Origin of the sequence: Egbenema bharatensis FJBBOT/2019 (assembly GCF_048077055.1) — a bacterium.
Taxonomy (GTDB): Bacteria; Cyanobacteriota; Cyanobacteriia; order Elainellales; family Elainellaceae; genus Egbenema; species Egbenema bharatensis.
In genome coordinates this window covers 6243281-6262014 of sequence record NZ_CP182236.1, presented here as the reverse complement: position 1 = coordinate 6262014, position 18734 = coordinate 6243281, and the positions used below count along the sequence as shown (strand labels likewise).

The 18734-nt window shown below is 48.9% G+C and carries 20 protein-coding genes, 3 pseudogenes and 1 CRISPR repeat array (1 of these 24 cut by a window edge); of the genes and pseudogenes, 14 read left to right on the top strand and 9 right to left on the bottom strand.

The window, feature by feature from the left end; genetic code table 11:
• Positions 1-2 precede the first annotated feature (2 nt).
• The 10 genes from ACM1PF_RS29195 to ACM1PF_RS29150 all read left to right on the top strand — a co-directional run bounded on the left by ACM1PF_RS29195 (position 3) and on the right by ACM1PF_RS29150 (position 8379).
• Complete coding sequence (locus ACM1PF_RS29195) at positions 3-944, top strand: AraC family transcriptional regulator (RefSeq protein WP_416669766.1); 942 nt, start codon at positions 3-5, stop codon at positions 942-944.
• A gap of 438 nt (positions 945-1382) precedes the next feature.
• Positions 1383-2291 (top strand): NmrA family NAD(P)-binding protein, encoded by a 909-nt coding sequence (locus ACM1PF_RS29190; protein WP_416669764.1) that lies wholly within the window; start codon positions 1383-1385, stop codon positions 2289-2291.
• Positions 2292-2407: 116 nt separating this feature from the next.
• Entirely contained in the window at positions 2408-3046 is a 639-nt protein-coding gene (locus ACM1PF_RS29185) for a nuclear transport factor 2 family protein (RefSeq protein WP_416669762.1), read from the top strand.
• Between the two features lie 68 nt (positions 3047-3114).
• Entirely contained in the window at positions 3115-3849 is a 735-nt protein-coding gene (locus ACM1PF_RS29180; protein WP_416669761.1) for an SDR family oxidoreductase, read from the top strand.
• A gap of 28 nt (positions 3850-3877) precedes the next feature.
• Positions 3878-4669, top strand: a complete 792-nt coding sequence (locus ACM1PF_RS29175; protein WP_416669759.1) for a CPBP family intramembrane glutamic endopeptidase — start codon at positions 3878-3880, stop codon at positions 4667-4669.
• A gap of 70 nt (positions 4670-4739) precedes the next feature.
• Positions 4740-5495 (top strand): SDR family oxidoreductase, encoded by a 756-nt coding sequence (locus ACM1PF_RS29170; protein WP_416669758.1) that lies wholly within the window; start codon positions 4740-4742, stop codon positions 5493-5495.
• A gap of 127 nt (positions 5496-5622) precedes the next feature.
• On the top strand, positions 5623-5892 hold the full coding sequence (locus ACM1PF_RS29165) for a hypothetical protein (RefSeq protein ID WP_416669756.1): 270 nt from the start codon (positions 5623-5625) through the stop codon (positions 5890-5892).
• 20 nt (positions 5893-5912) lie between these two features.
• Positions 5913-6290, top strand: coding sequence for a hypothetical protein (locus ACM1PF_RS29160; protein WP_416669754.1), 378 nt, complete (start codon positions 5913-5915; stop codon positions 6288-6290).
• A 123-nt stretch (positions 6291-6413) separates the two neighbouring features.
• On the top strand, positions 6414-7025 hold the full coding sequence (locus ACM1PF_RS29155; RefSeq protein ID WP_416669753.1) for a hypothetical protein: 612 nt from the start codon (positions 6414-6416) through the stop codon (positions 7023-7025).
• Between the two features lie 658 nt (positions 7026-7683).
• On the top strand, positions 7684-8379 hold the full coding sequence (locus ACM1PF_RS29150) for a stage II sporulation protein M (RefSeq protein ID WP_416669751.1): 696 nt from the start codon (positions 7684-7686) through the stop codon (positions 8377-8379).
• A 73-nt stretch (positions 8380-8452) separates the two neighbouring features.
• Here the strand turns inward: ACM1PF_RS29150 and ACM1PF_RS29145 are convergent.
• A pseudogene (locus ACM1PF_RS29145) lies at positions 8453-8877 on the bottom strand (IS1 family transposase); the annotation flags it as partial.
• A gap of 37 nt (positions 8878-8914) precedes the next feature.
• Between ACM1PF_RS29145 and ACM1PF_RS29140 the strand changes: the two are divergent.
• On the top strand, positions 8915-10084 hold the full coding sequence (locus tag ACM1PF_RS29140; RefSeq protein WP_416669750.1) for an IS630 family transposase: 1170 nt from the start codon (positions 8915-8917) through the stop codon (positions 10082-10084).
• A 7-nt stretch (positions 10085-10091) separates the two neighbouring features.
• On the opposite strand, the pseudogene ACM1PF_RS29135 reads toward ACM1PF_RS29140, so the two are convergent.
• The 4 genes and pseudogenes from ACM1PF_RS29135 to ACM1PF_RS29120 all read right to left on the bottom strand — a co-directional run.
• Positions 10092-10358: pseudogene (locus ACM1PF_RS29135) on the bottom strand (transposase-like zinc-binding domain-containing protein); the annotation flags it as partial.
• A gap of 134 nt (positions 10359-10492) precedes the next feature.
• Positions 10493-10660 carry a DUF1427 family protein gene (locus ACM1PF_RS29130; RefSeq protein ID WP_416669749.1) on the bottom strand — a complete coding sequence of 56 codons (168 nt, stop codon included), beginning with the start codon at positions 10658-10660 and terminating at the stop codon, positions 10493-10495.
• 52 nt (positions 10661-10712) lie between these two features.
• Positions 10713-10898 (bottom strand): annotated as a pseudogene (locus ACM1PF_RS29125) (response regulator transcription factor); the annotation flags it as partial.
• 587 nt (positions 10899-11485) lie between these two features.
• Entirely contained in the window at positions 11486-11875 is a 390-nt protein-coding gene (locus ACM1PF_RS29120; RefSeq protein ID WP_416676845.1) for an MAPEG family protein, read from the bottom strand.
• Between the two features lie 188 nt (positions 11876-12063).
• Here ACM1PF_RS29120 and ACM1PF_RS29115 point away from each other — a divergent pair, with 188 nt between their 5' ends.
• Positions 12064-12936 carry a helix-turn-helix domain-containing protein gene (locus tag ACM1PF_RS29115; protein WP_416669747.1) on the top strand — a complete coding sequence of 291 codons (873 nt, stop codon included), beginning with the start codon at positions 12064-12066 and terminating at the stop codon, positions 12934-12936.
• A gap of 155 nt (positions 12937-13091) precedes the next feature.
• Here the strand turns inward: ACM1PF_RS29115 and ACM1PF_RS29110 are convergent, their stop codons facing one another.
• The 4 genes from ACM1PF_RS29110 to ACM1PF_RS29095 all read right to left on the bottom strand — a co-directional run bounded on the left by ACM1PF_RS29110 (position 13092) and on the right by ACM1PF_RS29095 (position 16851).
• Complete coding sequence (locus tag ACM1PF_RS29110; RefSeq protein ID WP_416669746.1) at positions 13092-13802, bottom strand: carbonic anhydrase; 711 nt, start codon at positions 13800-13802, stop codon at positions 13092-13094.
• A 231-nt stretch (positions 13803-14033) separates the two neighbouring features.
• The gene (locus ACM1PF_RS29105) at positions 14034-14345 is read right to left on the bottom strand and encodes a P-II family nitrogen regulator (RefSeq protein WP_416669744.1); all 312 of its coding nucleotides are present in this window, start codon (positions 14343-14345) and stop codon (positions 14034-14036) included.
• Positions 14346-14349: 4 nt separating this feature from the next.
• Positions 14350-15318, bottom strand: coding sequence for a sodium-dependent bicarbonate transport family permease (locus ACM1PF_RS29100; RefSeq protein ID WP_416669743.1), 969 nt, complete (start codon positions 15316-15318; stop codon positions 14350-14352).
• A gap of 183 nt (positions 15319-15501) precedes the next feature.
• The gene (locus ACM1PF_RS29095; protein ID WP_416669741.1) at positions 15502-16851 is read right to left on the bottom strand and encodes an FAD-dependent oxidoreductase; all 1350 of its coding nucleotides are present in this window, start codon (positions 16849-16851) and stop codon (positions 15502-15504) included.
• Between the two features lie 169 nt (positions 16852-17020).
• Here ACM1PF_RS29095 and ACM1PF_RS29090 point away from each other — a divergent pair, with 169 nt between their 5' ends.
• Positions 17021-17893: an inositol monophosphatase family protein gene (locus ACM1PF_RS29090; RefSeq protein ID WP_416669739.1), complete on the top strand. Its 873-nt coding sequence runs from the start codon at positions 17021-17023 to the stop codon at positions 17891-17893.
• Between the two features lie 413 nt (positions 17894-18306).
• Positions 18307-18507 carry a hypothetical protein gene (locus ACM1PF_RS29085; protein WP_416669737.1) on the top strand — a complete coding sequence of 67 codons (201 nt, stop codon included), beginning with the start codon at positions 18307-18309 and terminating at the stop codon, positions 18505-18507.
• Between the two features lie 138 nt (positions 18508-18645).
• Positions 18646-18734: a CRISPR direct-repeat array (repeat unit 37 nt); it runs 3431 nt beyond the window's last position.

Genomic DNA, 18734 nt, shown 5'->3' with positions numbered 1-18734 from the left:
ACATGATCAGCATTTCTTCTTGTAAAGAGACTTTGTCAGCGCAGCAGTCCGTGGCAGTCGCCAAATGTGCAGAGCTGGCGGCATTAGCCGATCAGCATACTGATGGCAGGGGAGAGGGTTATCATTCAACCGCGATCGATCCTTTGTTCTTTGTCCGACAAAGCAACTCTTCCATCACCATCCAGGAAGTTAGCGAACCCCTATTCTCCATTGTGGTGCAGGGTCAAAAAAAAGTATCACTCAATGAGGAAACGTTTCAGTATGGGATTGCTCAGTATCTGATTCTTTCGGTGGACATGCCGCTGAGTGCTTGTATGGTAGAAGCAACCCCTGATCAGCCCTATCTCGGCTTAAAGCTGAAGCTAGACCCAGGACAACTCTGTGAGATTATTGCTCAAACAAAGCTGGGTATCAGTCAGAACCAAAGCCCTGTCAGAGGCTGGTGTGTCAGCGATGCCGCGCCATCTTTAATCGATTGTGTTATCCGGTTAACAAAGCTGTTAGATACACCACAGGACATCTCATTTCTAGCACCGTTGATGATTCGCGAAATCTATTACCGTTTGCTCACCGACCAACAAGGTGCAGTGGTGCGTCAGATTGCGACCGCTGGCAGTAATATGCAGCGCATTGCTGACGTGATTAAACAGATTAAAGCTGATTTTACAAAGCCGCTGCGGGTTGAGGAGCTAGCAGAGCAGACGAATATGTCGGCTGCATCGTTCCATCGTCACTTCAAAGCTGTCACATCCATGAGTCCGCTGCAATATCAAAAGCAATTACGACTGTTAACTGCCCGACAGATGATGCTTGCCGAGGCGATCGATGCCACTCAAGCGGCTTATCGAGTTGGGTATGAGAGTACGTCGCAATTCAGCCGCGAATATTCCCGCATGTTTGGTGCACCGCCCATTCGAGATATAGAACGGCTACGGGTATCTTGAATGCTGTGCATCTTTTGAGAGGATTAGGCAAACATCGGTAAGGTTTGGGTATTCAAACTCCTAATTCGTACTTATAGGATGAAACTATTCGACGACAACCTTCTCTAGCTGCGGTTCGGCGATTAGATCTTGCTCCTGCAATTAGATGTTGTCGATCGAGCCGCAGACTTTGCAGTTGTCAAGGCTGCACACGATCAGTTTCGACAGTTGGAAATGACACATCTGCACTACGGTTTTGTAGCTCAGAACGCAAACCAGTCGTGACAGCGTTCTTTATCACGGCGGCTATGTTTTTTACCGAGAAAGATAACCCCATCAACAGAGAACAACAATTGAACATTAATCATTGGACTTATCAAAAGTAGAACCTGCCGTTGAACTGTGACGTTAGGTGTCTTCGGTTAGCAAAATTGGTTTCGACATTTCAGGAGGAAATTTATGTTTGTAGTATTTGGCGCGACCGGACAAACGGGTTCTGTGGTTGCCGATACGTTGCTTGAAAAGAACCTGTCGGTGCGCGTCGTGTTGCGATTAGCGCAAAGCGCAACTGTGAAGCACCCGGACAAAAGCGCGGACGCTTGGCGGGCAAAAGGCGCGGACGTTGCTTTCGCTGATGTCATTGACACAAGTGCGATAGCCAAGGCGTTAGACGGCGCGATCGCCGTTTATGCGATGAATCCGCCTGCTTATCAGGCTGCCGATATGTTCACCGTAGCCAAAAACATTGGTGCAGCATATGTTAAAGCGATCGCGCAATCCAATGTGCAAAAAATTGTCTTGCTGTCTTCGATCGGCTCGCAGCACGCTACTGGCACAGGCAACATCATGACAACTTACATTTTGGAACACATCTTCGGCGATCTGGCGATTCCCGTTACGTTTCTGCGGGCGGCGGGATTTATGGACAACTGGAACGGCGTGGCTGCGGTTGCCGCTGAAAAAGGCATTTTGCCGAGTTTTTACAGTCCGCTAGACCGTAAACTCCCAATGGTTTCTACCGCCGACATCGGACGCGCTGCCGCCGAAGCGTTGACCGAAGATTGGACAGGTAAACGCATCATTGAACTGCATAGCGCGGCGGATTATTCGCCCAACGATGTTGCTGCTGCTTTTGCTGCCGCACTCAAGCGCGACGTGCAAGCCGTTGCCCTTCCCGAAAGTGAGTGGCAGGCGACAATTGCCAGTTTCGGTTTTTCGCCTGAAGCCGCTAACGCTTGGTGCGAGATGCTGCGCGGCTTTAATTCCGGTCATATCGTTTTTGAAAACAACGGCACTGAAACTCGCAAAGGACAAACGACAATCGAAGCTTTCGCCGCCGAAGCTGTAAAAGAGCAAAGCCTGATTTAGAATTTCGCGCACAAAGACTTAACGAAAAATGTCTTACCAAAGGGACACCGAACAATTCAACGGACATGAGAGCGAAACAGCTACTTTGTTATGGAAACTTCAGGAGGTTAAAGAAGATGCATCGTTTGGGTCAGGTTTTGATAGGTATGGGGTTGATTGGGCTGCTAGCGGCTCCGGCGATGACGCAAGCTCGCATGGATGAGGCAGGTTTTCAGTCGAATGTGGCTGCGTTTGAGTCAAGTCATGACTCGACCGCATTGAATAAATCGCCTGCCCTCGATCAGTTTCCAGCATTTGTAAATTTGGCTCAGGCAACTCAGCCACATCAAGCAGACGTAGAGACTCAGGTGATCGAACAGCGCAATAAGGAAATTGTCCAGCAGTATTTTGATGGCTGGCGAGACGGAACTGGCAGCGTCTTTGATTTGCTCGCTCCAAATGCCACCTGGACAATTACGGGGACGGGTGAAACGGCGGGCACTTACAGCCGCCAAGCGTTACTCGATCAAGTCGTCAGTCCCACCAGTGCTCGATTATCAACCCCAATCGTGCCAACCGTACGCGGCATCTGGGCAGATGGCGATATGGTGATCGTGCTGTGGGATGGGGAGGCAACTGCTAGAGATGGTAGACCTTACCAAAACACCTACACCTGGTATTTCAGAATGCAGGACGGCAAAGCAGTCGAAGCGATCGCCTTTCTGGATATGCAAGTGTTCAACGACTTATGGACAAGAGTTTCACCGAGAAACTAGTGCTGGTTGCCCTGGTCAATGCAGCCTAACTACCAATCAGCTTTAATCACCTACAAGGAATAACCATCATGTCAACTGTTAAGAACAAAGTTATTGCGATTACGGGAGCCAGTAGCGGTATTGGTGAAGCAACAGCTAGATTGCTGGCTCATCAGGGTTTACGGGTTATATTAGGAGCGCGGCGCACCGATCGACTGGAAGCGATCGCTGCCGAAATTCGCTCTCAGGGTGGCGAAGCAGAATACCGTACCCTTGATGTCACCAACCTCGAAGACATGCAAGCCTTTGTCGAGTTTGCCCAGGATAAATTTGGTCGCCTGGATGTTGTGGTGAACAATGCAGGCTTGATGCCGCTCTCCAGGCTAGAGGTACTAAAGATCGATGAATGGAACCGCATGATTGATGTGAACATTCGCGGTGTGCTTCACGGGATTGCTGCTGCGCTACCTCTCTTTAAGCAGCAACGATCAGGGCAGTTTGTTAATCTCTCCTCAATCGGCGGGCACAACGTCTATCCAACCGCAGCCGTATACTGCGCCACTAAGTTTGCAGTGTGGGCGATTTCCGAGGGACTGCGGCAAGAATCGACCGACATCCGGGTTACGGTGATTTCGCCTGGAGTGACGGAAACTGAACTTGCCAGCACAATCACGGATGCTGAAGCAGCGGAGTGGGTGGAGGAATTTCGTGGGGCAGTGATTCCAGCAGATGCGATCGCACGGGCGATTGCCTTTGCGATCGAGCAACCCGCAGAGGTAGATGTGAATGAAATCATTGTTCGACCGATTGGACAAATGAGCTAATAGGACGGGTCATCTGGAGAGTAAACCAATGGCAATTCTGAAACAATTCGGGATTTTATTTGTATTGGGCAGTGTGGGAATTGTCATGTTCACGATCACGTCTATTCCTTTAATCGAGCAACAGTTAGCGAAACTGTCTCCAGAAGCACTGGAAAAAGTGCCTCCATTGTGGATTTTAATGCTTCTGCAAGGACTACAGTATGCAGTTTTACTGGCAATCAGCATTCTGATCGGAATTGGTTGTGCCTACCGCGTTGGATTACACTCCCATTTGATTGATCATTGGGTGTTTCATACCACTAAGTCTCCATCTTTTGCCGTTGAGATGAAATGGAGTTTGGGTGTGGGTGCAGCAGTGGCGATCGCTCTCCTGTTGCTCGATCGGTTAATGCGACCTGCCCTACCTGAAGCGCTACAGGCAGCCAATAATACAGAACGAAGTGGGTTGAATTTGCTCACAGCAATGTCCTATGGCGGCATCACTGAGGAAATTTTGATGCGCTGGGGTTTAATGTCGCTGCTTGTTTGGATTGCGTGGAAAGGTCTAAAACAAGGCGTTACAATGCCGAGCCAAGGAATTTATCAAGGTGCGATCGTTCTAGCCGCGTTGGTATTTGGACTATTACACCTGCCAGCGACTGCCGCGATCGTTCCCCTCACTCCGCTTGTGATTATCCGAGCGATATTACTCAATGGGATTGCTGGTATTGCGTTTGGTTGGCTCTTTTGGCAATACTCGCTTGAGGCTGCAATGTTAGCCCATATCAGCTTTCATGCCTTTTCCTTTGCTTTTAGTTTTTTGCTGGCAAGATTTGTCTAAGCTTTTTTTCAAGGCAATTTCACGATGATTTCAAGAGAGAACAACCGGACTTGATTTTAGGAGAAATAGAATGATACTTCAGGATAAAGTGGCGTTGGTCACTGGTGGCGCATCGGGAATTGGTCGAGCAACCGCGATCGCATTCGGTGCTGCGGGAGCCAAAGTGGTCTTCTCGGACATACGCAGTGTAGAAGGTGAAGAAACAGCTAATTTGATTCGCGAGACTGGGGCGGAATGCTTGTTCGTGAAATCCGATGTATCGAGTGAGGCGGATGTCCGGGAGTTGGTGCAAAAAGCGATCGCCACCTACGGCAAACTCGATTGTGCTTTTAACAATGCTGGAATTGATCTGGCTGTTAAACCATTGCATGAACAATCGATCGAGGATTTTGACAAGATTATGTCGGTCAATGCGCGAGGGCTGTTTCTCTGTATGAAATATGAAATTCAGCACATGCTGACCCAAGGTTCAGGCGCAATCGTGAACAATTCATCTACGAATGGTCTCGTTGCGCTTCCAGGAATCTCTCCCTACGTTGCCAGCAAACATGCGGTGATGGGACTGACGCGATGTGCTGCCCTCGATTATGCCAAACAGGGCATTCGGATCAATGCTGTCAATCCGGGTCCGATTGCGACTGACCTCATGGCTCGTAGCGCTGAGCAAATGGGTATCACATTCGATGATCTTGGGTCTATGGTTCCAATGGGTCGGATTGGTCAGGCAACGGAAATTGCTCAAGCGGTTGTGTTTCTCTGCTCTGATGCTGCTAGATACATTACAGGACAACCTTTGGCGATCGATGGCGGATATACAGTGAGTTGATTTTTGATTGTTGATCGTGGAATCACAGTGAATTGATCCATCAACAAATCAAACTGCGATCGCTTCTTCAAGAGATGGTCAGCACTGCAATTTTAGATGGTGAATAAGATGATTCAGTTCAAAGATTTTGCGCCTCGAATTACTGAACGGGGACCTTTCGGCGGACGCTTCCGAGTATGAATCCTTCTCGGAGGTTGTGAGTGCTGTCAATCAGTGGATTGCAAGTACAACGATACAGGTGATCAATGTTGAAACTGTTGTTTTACCCGATCGCATCGAAGGCACCAGTGATGATGTCTACGGCGTGACGACCAGTAATGCTTTCCACCCAGTGATGATCAGTCAGGGTCTTGCAATCAACTGCTTTCAATGTGTGCGTGTCTGGTACAGAGAATAAGCCTCACTGGAGAAGAAATAATGAAACGATTTACCCTGTTTACTTTCCTGTACCTCGCGCTGGGAGTTTGTTTAACGGCGATCGCACTGGGATACTCAAACCTGCCTTCGGGTCTTCAAACCAGCCTGTTCGTCAGTGCAGGAGCATCCTACCTTGTTTGTATTTTCAGTACCTTCCCATTTTGGCGGGAGGCGACGCTCCGCTCCTATCGCAGACGGAATTCGTTGGTCATTCTACCCTGGTTGGTGGTTGGAGTGAACATTATTGTGACAATCTGGGAGCTTCAGAGTCAGAACTGGACAATGGAAGCCATTTTACAAGCGTTTTCGCGGCTATTAGTCGTCTTAATATTTGTGGAAATGATTGTGATTACATGGCGAGTGAATCCTGAAAATTAGGGATGACAATCTGCAAATCCCCGAATCGCTCGATTTATAGTTCTGTTGATAAAAACCGCTCTCATACGAGTTGAGCCGAATAGTACAGATATAGAGTTGCACTTCAACTCTGGAGTGAGCATTATGGAGCAGCATGAATGGCAAGATGAAGCCCGACAATTGGCGATCGCTCCTCGCCTGTGGCTCTGGTGGACATTGACTACTACAATTGCGGGGGCGATCGTTGGAGCACTGGAAGAGTCAGGATTTCAGTTTATAGCAACCATATTTTCAGGTTTGTTGATTGGCCCAGCCCAATGGCTCGTTTTGCGCCAGTACATGCCTAAAGCCTTTTGGTGGATAGTGGTTAGCGCACTGGGATGGACTTTTGGGCTAACGCTGGTGAGTTCTTACATCACACCCCTTTTTGATCCGCTTATTCCATTCCTAGTCACGCTGGGCATATGGCGTATTTTTAGGATTAGTTTGGTCTATGAGCCGATTGTACTGGCTATTTTTGGCACGGCTCAGTTTCCGATTTTGAGACGATTTGTCCGTAAAGCAGAATGGTGGATTTTGGTCAGCGCTTTAGGAGGTGCATTGAAAGGAGCAAGTAGCTTAACTGTCGCGTACATTTTGCCAGGGCTACTACCACCACCATTTACGACAGCATTGAGCTATGGGGCAGGCTGGCTAAGCTACGGCATCGTTACCGGAATTTGTCTGCAATGGCTGCTGCGTTATCACCTCCGGTAGGGCAATACAGCACAAAGATTAATGTAGAACAGGCAGCAATCGGTAAAGTTCTCATAAGCAAGGAATGAGCAAGTTCAACTTCAACCCTCATCCCTCATCCTTACTTGTACACAGTAGGGGCAAAACCTTTGCGATAAGGATAAGTGGCTATCACCACCCATCTATTACCAACGATCGCTAAGTAGACAGACCTAATTAACCGTAGGATGCGTTAGCGTCAGCGCAACGCATCAAACCCTTACGGAAAGGTGCGTTACGGCTTCGCCTAACGGCACCCTACAACTACTATTACCAACGATCGCTACAGGATTGCTCGGAGGTTCATTCGCACAGGCACATGGACAAAAGCCGCTTAAGGTCCTTACCTTTCGGCATCAAACTTGCAATTAGCGTCGAGACGAAACTCCGAAGGAACCGCAACATACCTCAATCAGGAATTCATCATGCAATATCTTTCACAGGACTTAATCCTTCTTGCACTCAATCCCCAAACTGGGAAAACTCGCTTCTCTTGGTATGCGGTGCTCGAATATGGCACTCACTGGACGGGGATGAAGGTGAAGTAAGCGAAACGATCGCAGACGATTTATGACCACGGATGCGGTGGTTTTCACTCTTGAGCATCACTGCATCCATCACCAAATATCGGAGCTAAAGCATGTCACGCAAAACGATCGCTACCAAAGACCAGTCTCCACAACAACCACTTACTCCCAGTGCCAAACACCCGCTTCGGCGATCTCTTCGCAAACCCTTTCAGATTATTCGCAGTAATTTTCGCGCCTACTTCACTATCAACGCCATTGTGTATGGCTTAGTCATCATCGGGTTGGTAGCGGCGATGGTCTTCCCCAACCTGAACGCAACTCAGGTAGCCATCCAAGAAGACAACGGAACGGCGGATCTTGTCCGATCGCTATTCAATAACCCCTGGCTGTTCTCGCTGACTATCCTGGGAGTCAACCTCACGACCGGCGCGCTGTGGATCGTGCTCCCTTCGCTGATCGTTCCCTTTGCTGGCATCGCCATGTTTGCGTATAAGACGTTCACTCTCGGTTTAGTTATGGTTCCGACTACCAAGATTATGGCGGTGGCACTGATCCCGCACTCGCTGACGATACTCATCGAATTCCAAGCTTACGCCCTCCTGATGTTTGGCGCATACATCCTTGGTCGGTCTTGGGTTCGCCCCGCAACCATCGGCACTCGGAACCATCGTCAGGGTTACGTTCGTGGGCTGAAACAGATCGGTTGGCTGAGTCTGTCCACGCTCCCACTGTTCATCGTCGGCGCAATCTGGGAGGCGTTCTCGCTCCGCTACCTGGTTCATCCGCTAACCCAATGGTTGTTGTAGCCAATAAGGTGGGCACTGCCTACAAAACCTAATTTTGAAGGGTTTTACAAAATGGTGAGCGGGCGTTGCTGAATCAAGAGATGAACCTCGGAGGAACTGGAACATCGTCAAACCTGAGGTAGTGAAGTAACAACCGAACAGAGTGAGCCAGCATTTCTACGGCTTTGGAGTAGCACAGCGTTTTGCGATGCAGTCGAGCCAGATAGTGCCGCAAGCGAGTGTTCTCACTTTCAACTCGAGTCATATACGTTTTGCTGACAATCTGATCGCCATCGGGAATGAAGCCGGGATACACCGACCACCCATCAGTGACGTAGAAATAGCAGTTCCAGTCCGCCACAGTCTGCCAGAGCGGGACAAAGGTTTCAGCACTATGGTCACCCAGAACCCAGCCTAAAATTCCCTTTTTGAAGTGGTCAACGGCTGTCCATAGCCAAATCTTGTTTTTTTTGAGCCGACAAAGGTTTCCAATTCGTCGAGTTCTCCAACTTCGGGGGGCGTTTCCGGTGCATAGTGTGACTTCACCGAAGCTATTGTGCAATTGGTGAGAGCAGAAGTTACGCTAGGATTAACAACTTTTAATTTGCTGATTGTCCTGATGCTTCCCCCCCTATACGTGCGTCCCTTGAGTGAGACTGAGCAAACAGCCCTCGAACAGGGATTGCGATCTAAAAATGCCTTTACCCTACGCCGTTGCCAAATTCTGCTTGCCAGTGCCCGAGGAACTCAAGCCAGAGAAATTGCTGCTGCGGTCGGTTGCAGTGTTCAGACTGTTCGCAATACCATACGTGCCTTCCATCAGCAGGGATTAGCTTGTTTGCAAGCCCAATCGAGTCGCCCTAAAACGGTCAAACCCATCTTTGATCAGGACAAGCGTGCTCAGTTACATCAGTTGCTGCATGCCAATCCTCGGCACTATGGCAAATCTCGTTCCACCTGGACGTTGGACTTGCTAGCAGAGGTGGCTCATGAGCAAGGTCTCACCGAGCATCAGGTGAGCCGTACCACGATTGAGGAAGCACTCAAAGCAATGGGGATTAGCTGGCGTCGAGCTAAAGCCTGGATTGTTTCTCCCGATGAGCAGTATGAGCTAAAAAAGCGGCAACGCGACCGCTTGATCCAGATGAGTGAGCAAAACCCAGATTGGGTGGTAGGATTTCTCGACGAGGTGTGGTGGAGTCGGCTGCGTGATCCAATGATGCACAGTTGGAGTGAGGAGGGTCAGCCATTGCAGTTGGTGGAGAAGACAGCTGACAAAGCTGAAACTGAGCCGAAGGCAATTGCTTGTTATGGCATTTACTTGAGAGCAGAGGCGCAAATGTTATTGCGTTTTGTCGAGCAGCGCCCGGTCAGTGAGATCACCTGTCAATTTTTAGAGTGGGTCACGGCTCAAGTGAGCGAGATGGGAAAACGAGTCATGCCGTTGGTCTGGGACAATGCGAGCTGGCATGTCTCTAAACAAGTCCAGCAATGGATTAAACAACATAATGCACAAGTCAAACAAACTGGAAAGGGAGTGCGATTGATCGTGTGTCAGTTACCAGTAAAGAGTCCCTGGTTGAATGCGATTGAACCGAAGTGGATACATGCAAAACGAGCAATTGTAGAACCGCAACAGAAATTGAGTGTACAGGAATTAAAGACCAGAGTGTGTGACTGGTTTGAATGTCCCTTGCTAGAACCCCTTGCAAAAAAGGTCTCCTGAAGTTGCAATAGGCGTCCGGCAGGCGCGTTGCGACCTGCTGCACCCAGGTAATGACCGTGGTATGGTGTACTCCTTTGACCCGTTCGATCGCTCGAAACCCAGAGCCGTTGAGATACATCTTGATGCATTCGCGTCTGAACTCGTCTGAGTACCCTCGATGCGGGTCGTAGGTATCAATGAACTGACGACCACAAGCGACACAAATGTGATTTTGCTTACCTTTCCTCTTACCGTTTTTACGGATATGAGTAGCCCCACACTCTGGACATTGCATTGCAGATTACTCTAAATCATCTTTTAATTATGCAACGCCAAATTTTCATTTCTCACTCCTTCAATGTGAAGCACTCACTGATCTAGACGAAGGAGGTTTGCTCATTGTGACAGGTGAGAAATTTAGCTCTGGAATCAGGGAAGCAAAAAGCTCTTGAATTGCTCGATCGACCAGGCACCAAAAAGAATTCCCAGTGCTCCAACAAATCCAATCAGCGGTGGTGCGGGTAATGGTAGTTTTAACCAACCAAACAAAACACCAACCATCCAACCGGCAACCAGTGAAAGGACAGCTTCTTTCATTATTCAATCCTTGCTATTTCTTCTGATTTCTTCTGACTTCTTCTGACTTTTTCTAAATGAGTTCGTGGCGCAGCGCCATGACCGCTGCCTGGACACGATGATTGATTCCCATTTTGTTGAAAATGCTTCTGACATGAGCCTTAACGGTGTTGATACTCAGGTAAAGTTGGGAGGCAATCTGTTGATTAGTTTGCCCTTCAACAATAAGCTTTAAAACTTCACATTCGCGGTCAGAAAGGTTAATCGAGTGACTGTGGTGCATGGTCACTAAATGTGGTGCTGTCTTTTGCATTTTGGCAGTCTCCAGCTTGTATATAGACATCATGTTTTTCTTCACTGCTCTATTCCTGAGAACAAGCCATGTTGTAATCAAGTCATGTTGTCATTAACCTGGTCGGATAGATTTCATTTGCGGTTACGACAATCAGGATAGTGGAGATAGGGGTATCTCCAGGGGCATTGGTTCCGTGAGTATTGATTTAGCCGATCGCCATCCTGCTTCGACCAGACATTAATCTGACTTGGCGTAGTCGAAATGACTTTGCCTTATCATATTTCTAAAGCTATTTCTTTAGAAAGTCAAGCTATCCATCTGTTACGGATTGTTAATAGTCCATCTACACAGAAACGACTGAGCTATCACGTTGCCGAAGTAATCATCACTGACTGCCTGGTGAGATTGTTCTACTGTAGGAGCAAGTAGGGACAAGTAGGGGCAAGTTTCGCCAGGGAATTGGCGATTCCGCCCCTGACAAAAAGGGTGAGTAAAGCCTCCTGAGAATGATGACCTGGAATCTTCAAGCAGCCTCTTTTGAACTAGATGAATTAGAAAACGGCTAGAGCTGTTAAACCAACCAAGCAGGCTAGCTGAATGACTAAACTCATCAGTCGGAACACGGGATTGAGATCCGCCATATGAATGGCTGAGTGTATCAGTCGTGCAACCATGTAAACAACAATTAGGGCATCAATGATTAAACCAGAAACACCCCGAACGGTTAGCAGAAACACAACGCCAATATAGAGCGGCAGGTTTTCGACCAGATTTGCCTGCACTCGAAATAGCCGCCATAACAGACTTTCATCATTGGCTGTACCAAAATCCTTGGGAGAACCACCTGCTGCCAAATGACGAATTCGCACGGTCAGTAATAGAACGACAACTGCGATCGTCCATAGAATGAAAATGACTAATCCCCAGAGCGGGACAGACATAGCAATAGGAAGATAGATCACACATATGTCTTCCTGGACAATCACCATTCCAGTCTATGCAACTCGTCCGTGCGCAACTATCTAATTCTTGAGGAGACTACCAAAATCTTGCGATCGATTCTTCAGCGTTTGACCAGGAGTGTTCTAAAAGTGAATACAATTATAGCTAGATGAATTGGGTTTGCACCATGAAGCCTCCTGCCATCCGTTCGGCCGAATTAACCTATTTGCCGATCTTGTCCAGCCAACATCAGGGCTGGGAAAATATTCGGGTTGAGCAATTTCAGCATCCGGCAGGGAAGGGAAGCTGTCATCACAGCGATGAACACTCCATTTGTTTGTCATTGTCACCTCGTCCCGTTCGCTTACTCCACATCAGGGGCGGAAAAACCTACAGTGGCTTGTATCGAAAAGGCGATATCTCCATCACGACTGCAAGAACGCCGGTCTTTGCCCGTTGGGATAGTGATGATCATTACTTAGAAATTCGGATTGCCTCTCGTTTTATTCAATCTGTTGCCAGAGAAGCCCTTGAACTTGACAGCGATCGGGTTGAATTGCTCTCTGAATTCCGGCTACGCGATCCCCACCTGGAAGCGATCGGCATGATGCTATTTTCTGAACTTAAACAAGAAAGCTCAGGGGGAAAGCTGTATATTGACTCGCTGGCAAATGTGCTGGCCGTGCATCTACTCCGGCAGTATTCAACGACTCAACCTCGTTGTTCTGTTCGTCAGGGCGGCTTACCCCAGCATCAACTCCTCCAGGTCATAGACTACATCCACGCACATCTGGACAAGGACATCAAACTGGCGGATTTAGCAGCTTTGGTGGGTATCAGCCAATTTCATTTTAGTCATCTGTTTAAGCAGTCAATGGGGATGGCTCCCTACCAATACTTACTTCAGCAGCGCGTTGAGCGGGCCAAGCAGTTGTTGAAACAAACGGATCACTCAATCATGGAAATTGCTTTGCTGTGCGGGTTCAATAGTCATAGCCATTTAAGTAAACAGTTTCGACAACTGGTAGGATTAACGCCCAGTGCCTATAGAGTCGGCTAAATCATGTTTCTCAGCCCGATCAATTTGCTGCGGTTGGAACGTTGGTACAAGGCTCTAAGGATCAGGGGTTAAACAACCTGTACAACGTTTGACTTCGCTAATTGGGCGGGCAAGTGCCCACCCCACAGGAATTTCAGGTTGTTAAATCTGCGTTTCTAAGCAATGATCTGAACGGTTCCTGTATCCAGATCGTATCGACCCCCAACAATTTTTAATTGCCCCGATTCCGCTCGTTCAGTGATCAGGGACGATCGCTGTAGCAATTCCATCTGATACTGCACATTGGCTGTGACTGCATTATCGACAGCATCTCCAGGCTGATTCTTGATCCGTTCTACCGCAGGCAGGATGGCTTCAACGAAGGTGCCAATTTTGCCGGGCAGGGGAGTATTTTGTACGGCCGCAGTCACCGCTCCACAGCGTTCATGACCCAGGATCATCAAGACGGGCGTTCCCAACAGCGCAACGGCGTATTCAATACTACCGATCGACTCTGGTGTGACAATATTCCCCGCAATGCGCACATCAAAAATATCGCCAATCCCCTGATCAAACACAATTTCTGCTGGCACCCGCGAATCGGCACAGCTTAAAACCGTGGCAAAGGGATGCTGAGCCTGGGACACTTCATGCACCCGTGCTTCGGTTTGATCGGGGTGTTGAAGTTGATGGCGAACAAAGCGCTGATTACCGTCCATTAGCTTCTGGAGGGCTTCATCAGGATTGAGGGAACTAAGGGGCAGTTCAGCCGCCTGAGCTGATTGAATCCGCCCAAATAACGGACTGGCCGTTGCCGCCAGACCCAATGTTCCGATCGATCCCATCAGAAAATTGCGGCGATCGATGCGAGGATTGTCATCATTCATGATTAGATTCTCCAAACTAATGATTAAATGCTCCAAAGTTAAATGCTTCAGATTTAAAGTTAGGATCGTCGATTAAATCACCTGTGCAATGATGCGGCTTCGTTGACTGGGCGGGCAAGATGCCCACCCCACAAGAGTTCCAGATTATTAAAGGGAAATGCAAAATGGATAGAGTTTCGTAGGATGGGGATTGCCCACATCGACGGGATGCGCCCGAATTGAATCTTCGCTTTACAGTGAAGCCACACACTTGACCGAACGAATTTCCATGACATCGGAGATGTAACAGGTTCCACCAAACTTATTCAGCACCGGACGCACATTTTCTACCACCGCTTTAATTTGTTCAGGCATACAGAAGGCGATGATATAAACGTTGTCCAGCATGGTCATATCCAGGTCTTCATTCCCCTCGCGCAGACCTTTGCCCGCCACATTGCGAATCACCGCATGACCATGAACCCCAGACTTATCTAATCCTTCCAGAATCTTGCTTAACTCAAAGGAATTAGCGATGATTTCAATCTTTTTAGCCAGATGCATGGGATTACCTCCACAACAGGTTGATTCCGTACAGATAAAGCGGAATTCCCACAATGATGTTGAATGGGAACGTCACCGCTAGAGCAGTTGAAACGTACAGGCTGGGATTTGCTTCTGGCACAGTCAGCCGCATCGCTGCGGGAACAGCAATATAGGACGCACTAGCGCAGAGAACGGAGAACAAGAGGGCATCCCCCTGAGGCATGTTGATGAATCGAGCAATTAGCAACCCAACGCCTGCATTGAGTATAGGAATCAGTATGGCAAACGAAATCAGAAAAACGCCGGTTTTTTGCAAGTCTTTAATTCTTTGGGCGGCAACCAGTCCCATATCCAGCAGAAAGAAGGTCAAAATGCCATAGAACAGTCCCTGGGTAAAGGGTTCCAAGACCTCCCAGCCGTGCTCTCCTGTTAACATGCCGATGAGCAGACTACCGACCAGCAAAAAGACTGAACTATTGAGAAAGGCCTCTTGCAGGACTTCAGACCAGACAAATTCTCGCTTTTCATCTGCGGTGAACAGGTTCACCAAAATTAACCCCACAATGATCGCCGGAGACTCCATCAAAGCCAGGGCGGCAACCATATAGCCATCAAAGTCAATGTTGAGTTCACTCAGAAATGCACTGGCAGTAATGAAGGTGACGGCACTGATCGATCCGTAGGTGGCTGCGATCGCCGCTGCATCGTAGGTATCCAGCCTGAGCCTCAAGATGAAGAAGGTGTAGAGCGGCACGATACAAGCCATGAGCACGGCTGCGAGCAGGGTGAACACAACTTCCTGAGTCACGCCGCTCTTGATCAACTCAACGCCACCCTTGAAGCCGATCGCAAACAATAGATAGAGCGATAGGAGCTTAGGGATGGGGGCGGGAATTTCCAGGTCAGACTTGGCGAAAACAGCCGCCATCCCCAAAAAGAAAAACAGCACTGGGGGATTGAGGATATTGGACACGATTAAGCTTGCATCCATGTCATCCCTCCTGAGGCTGAGATCGCTGAAAGTTCAGAAAACTTTGCATTGTGAAAAACGAATATAACGGTAGAACCATGATGTATCGTGTCCTGTCACCCCCTGTCAATGAAATGATGCAGTTCTCAGGAATTGATGATTCAGAACCCGTTATTTCGTTCTCACAGTTTGAGCACTCTGCGTTTAGCGGGGTGCCACCAGAACGCGCTCGGCATTAAACCAGGAGCGATCGACTTCACAGCCCAAATGCTGTTGAATTCTTAACACATCCTTTTCCGCATTGCCCAGGCAGGTAGTTGCGCCAGGGGAGGGAGTGATGTTGAAACAAATCCCGTTGCCAGGGTCGATTTCTGCCTGTCCCAGGATGAGTTGACGCTGTTCCCGATCGATCAGTTGAGGGCGCACACCACCCACTCCCTGAGCAAATTCCAGGTCTTCCAGTTGCAGGGAGGGGACGATCTTACGGGCATCTTTGAGGAACAGGCGGCGATCGAGCAGGGGCACTTCAAAGGCCATGTTCTTAAAGATGTAGTTGCGAATGTCGGATACTTTGAATAAATCCCACAGTACGCCCGCAACGGTGCGATCGAGTTTCAGCACTTCCAGATAATCGATCACCGTTTTCAGGTTGTTGCGCTCCAGCAGGGGGAGGGGTAAGGCGGTAGGGCCAAAGCGAGTTTTGCCAGGGACGGTAATGTCGGGATCACCATGAATCGCAGCAAAGGGTAATTTATCGTTCTGTACCGTGTAGACTTTGCCGTTCAGAACTTGAGGCGTAAAGTAGAAGTTGCCAGCGACGGGTAAGCAGGAATAATTCAGGCCAATACCCATCCGATGAGCAAACAACAAGCTGTGTCCCCCGGCGGAAACAACGACAAATCGTGCGGTCAAAGTCTCGTTCTCAGTTGTCACCCGGTAATTGGCTCCCACAGGTTCGATCGCCTGGACTGCATATCCCAATTTCAAATCGACGGATTTACCGCTGGTTGCCTGGGCCTGTTCTACAAAGGATTGAGACAACACACCATAGTTAATGGCAGTGTAATCTCCTAAAACTGCCAGCCCAACGAGTTCTTCTGGGCGATCGTGCCCATTTACCTTAACGACGCTGGGTTCCACTGCGGCAATTTCATCCTTCTCCAGCAGTTGCATCTGGGTAAAATGCGGCTTGAAGGTTTCGTATCGTTGACGCAAAACGGCGCATTCTTCTGCACCTACGCCAATCACCATTTTTGGGAAGCGGTGAATAATCTGATCCCGTTCGGTGGGTGGTAACTGTTCGGCATAGCGCACCAACATTTGAGCCGATCGCCGCACCTTCAGGGCTTTTTCCAGGGAATAGTTGGTTTCAATGTCGCCGCAGTGAATCGTCTGGCTGTTATTGGTGGCTCTGGAATTCACCGATGCAACCTGGGGATACTTTTCAACCAGGGCGATCCGCTTGAGATCGGTAAATGCAGCTAATGCATACAGCAGGGCGGAACCAGCCACGCCACCCCCAACGATTACAACGTCATACATTTGATTAGTCATTCCAGAGCCTTGAGGTATTTACTATCGTTTTTAACGTATCCCATTGTGCCTTAGCATAGGTCTGTAAAACGACGGAATTCTTCCTCCAGTTGGGCTAACTTGTTTGTAGTTTCATGATTGAGCTGGGTACGCTATGCTGCTTTTGCTCTCTTTTTGATTTATTTAACTCATGGCTCACCCGACTCCTCGCCTGATTTTGGAAACCCTGTTGCCCGCCCTCCGGGTTGCGGCGGCCTACGCCCATCAAGTTCAGCCCTATATTGCGGCCCGGCCTGACAAAGCGGCTGATAATTTCTTTGGCGCGGCTCTCAGTGATGCGGATCTTTCGGTGCAAACCTTTATTGAGGTGGCGCTGCTGGGATCGTTTCCCAGTATTCGCTTTTATGGGGAAGAGTATGAGCGATCGTATAACACGAAGTACTTTCGGGCGATCGATCTGGGGGAGCAGGATGATTACCTGGTGACGTTGGATCCGATCGATGGAACGCAGTTTTACCTGGATGGTCATTCTAACTATCAGATTATCCTTGGGGTGCTGAATCGGGATGATTTTGAAGCGGTGATTGCGGTTACGCCGGCGCAAAAGACCTACTGCTATGCGCTGCGGGGCCAGGGCTGCTGGCAGGGCAAGTTGGAGGATTCTCTGGACGATTGCCAACCGTTGCGGATTCAGCCGTCTGATGCCCCAATTTTTCTGGGTTGGCAGATGGCGGGTCTGGCTCCGCTGTTGATCGATCGCTATTCTGTGATTAGTGTGGCGACGGATTATTCCAAAACGACGCAGATTCCCAATGTCAACGGGATTCTCACTGGAGAGCTGACAGGGGTGGTGATTCGCAAAGGTCAGTTTATTGATGGGGCGGCACTGGCGTTTTTCGCCCGAGAAGCGGGGGGGATTGCAACCCTGCATGATGGTAGTCCGCTACCGCCGTTGGATCAGTGCCAGAAGTATCAGGCTCCAGGTCTGATTATTGCTAGTTCAACAACGGTTCATCAGGATTTGGTGACGGCGATCGAGAAGCATTCTGCTGACACCAACTAATCGATTTCCGTAGCGCAGGCATCCTGCCTGCCGATGAGCGATCGGTGATGCAAATCCAATGGGATGCCCTCGTCAGATCTTTTCAACGCTCAAAAAAAGTGACTGAATACGCTTGATCTTCCTTAGCGTATCCCTTATGCTGTTGCGATACTGGTTGTTTTTCCGAAAGAGCCAGTCAACCCAAAACCGGCTTAAGGTGAGGTGTAACGCTGATTAGGGAAGCAGCCAACGACCCTAACCAGCTAACCTGACTCTCTGTACAAACCAGAGAGCTAGGCTGTGCTGATTGTAGATCATCGTATCGAAAATCGATCGCCTCGCTGTTTCAGTAAGGAGTCTGGGGGTTGTTCCTGGAACGATTCCCCACACCTTAAGCTTTTCTTCCCTTACATCATCTCAGCGAGGAACTAAATATGTCTTCAGAGTTCAACGAACTGTTGCCCATCGCTCACGACGAACGGGTACAAATTTGGATTATCGGTACAAGAGATCAGGTCATCTTCACCATGAACGAGTGCTATGTCAGAAAACTGGCAACCGATCGGGTTCAGTTCACCCCGATCATCCCTGCCCCCTTTGCCACTGGGAAATACATGACCGTCCTGGTGCGTTGAAGGCGTGAAGCTGGTTGACTGACAAATCTTTTTTGTAGGTTGGGTTGAGCATAGCAAAACCCAACAGGGACAGTGATTTGCGTTGGGTTGCGTCCCTCAACTCAACCTACGAATTTTCTGGAATGGCTTTGATGTTCAGTTTCAATCCCTGATAAGAATTTTGGTTGATTCAAACTGTCGTATTTCTGCTATTGCTGCCATCTCTCAAGGTTTCAATCCCTGATAAG

Bases quoted from the DNA above. Each gene is read 5' to 3' on its own strand.
- ACM1PF_RS29195 (WP_416669766.1), top strand. From the start codon at position 3: ATGATCAGCATTTCTTCTTGTAAAGAGACTTTGTCAGCGCAGCAGTCC.
- ACM1PF_RS29190 (WP_416669764.1), top strand. From the start codon at position 1,383: ATGTTTGTAGTATTTGGCGCGACCGGACAAACGGGTTCTGTGGTTGCC.
- ACM1PF_RS29185 (WP_416669762.1), top strand. From the start codon at position 2,408: ATGCATCGTTTGGGTCAGGTTTTGATAGGTATGGGGTTGATTGGGCTG.
- ACM1PF_RS29180 (WP_416669761.1), top strand. From the start codon at position 3,115: ATGTCAACTGTTAAGAACAAAGTTATTGCGATTACGGGAGCCAGTAGC.
- ACM1PF_RS29175 (WP_416669759.1), top strand. From the start codon at position 3,878: ATGGCAATTCTGAAACAATTCGGGATTTTATTTGTATTGGGCAGTGTG.
- ACM1PF_RS29170 (WP_416669758.1), top strand. From the start codon at position 4,740: ATGATACTTCAGGATAAAGTGGCGTTGGTCACTGGTGGCGCATCGGGA.
- ACM1PF_RS29160 (WP_416669754.1), top strand. From the start codon at position 5,913: ATGAAACGATTTACCCTGTTTACTTTCCTGTACCTCGCGCTGGGAGTT.
- ACM1PF_RS29155 (WP_416669753.1), top strand. From the start codon at position 6,414: ATGGAGCAGCATGAATGGCAAGATGAAGCCCGACAATTGGCGATCGCT.
- ACM1PF_RS29150 (WP_416669751.1), top strand. From the start codon at position 7,684: ATGTCACGCAAAACGATCGCTACCAAAGACCAGTCTCCACAACAACCA.
- ACM1PF_RS29130 (WP_416669749.1), bottom strand. From the start codon at position 10,660: ATGAAAGAAGCTGTCCTTTCACTGGTTGCCGGTTGGATGGTTGGTGTT.
- ACM1PF_RS29120 (WP_416676845.1), bottom strand. From the start codon at position 11,875: ATGTCTGTCCCGCTCTGGGGATTAGTCATTTTCATTCTATGGACGATC.
- ACM1PF_RS29115 (WP_416669747.1), top strand. From the start codon at position 12,064: ATGAAGCCTCCTGCCATCCGTTCGGCCGAATTAACCTATTTGCCGATC.
- ACM1PF_RS29110 (WP_416669746.1), bottom strand. From the start codon at position 13,802: ATGAATGATGACAATCCTCGCATCGATCGCCGCAATTTTCTGATGGGA.
- ACM1PF_RS29105 (WP_416669744.1), bottom strand. From the start codon at position 14,345: ATGCATCTGGCTAAAAAGATTGAAATCATCGCTAATTCCTTTGAGTTA.
- ACM1PF_RS29100 (WP_416669743.1), bottom strand. From the start codon at position 15,318: ATGGATGCAAGCTTAATCGTGTCCAATATCCTCAATCCCCCAGTGCTG.
- ACM1PF_RS29095 (WP_416669741.1), bottom strand. From the start codon at position 16,851: ATGACTAATCAAATGTATGACGTTGTAATCGTTGGGGGTGGCGTGGCT.
- ACM1PF_RS29090 (WP_416669739.1), top strand. From the start codon at position 17,021: ATGGCTCACCCGACTCCTCGCCTGATTTTGGAAACCCTGTTGCCCGCC.
- ACM1PF_RS29085 (WP_416669737.1), top strand. From the start codon at position 18,307: ATGTCTTCAGAGTTCAACGAACTGTTGCCCATCGCTCACGACGAACGG.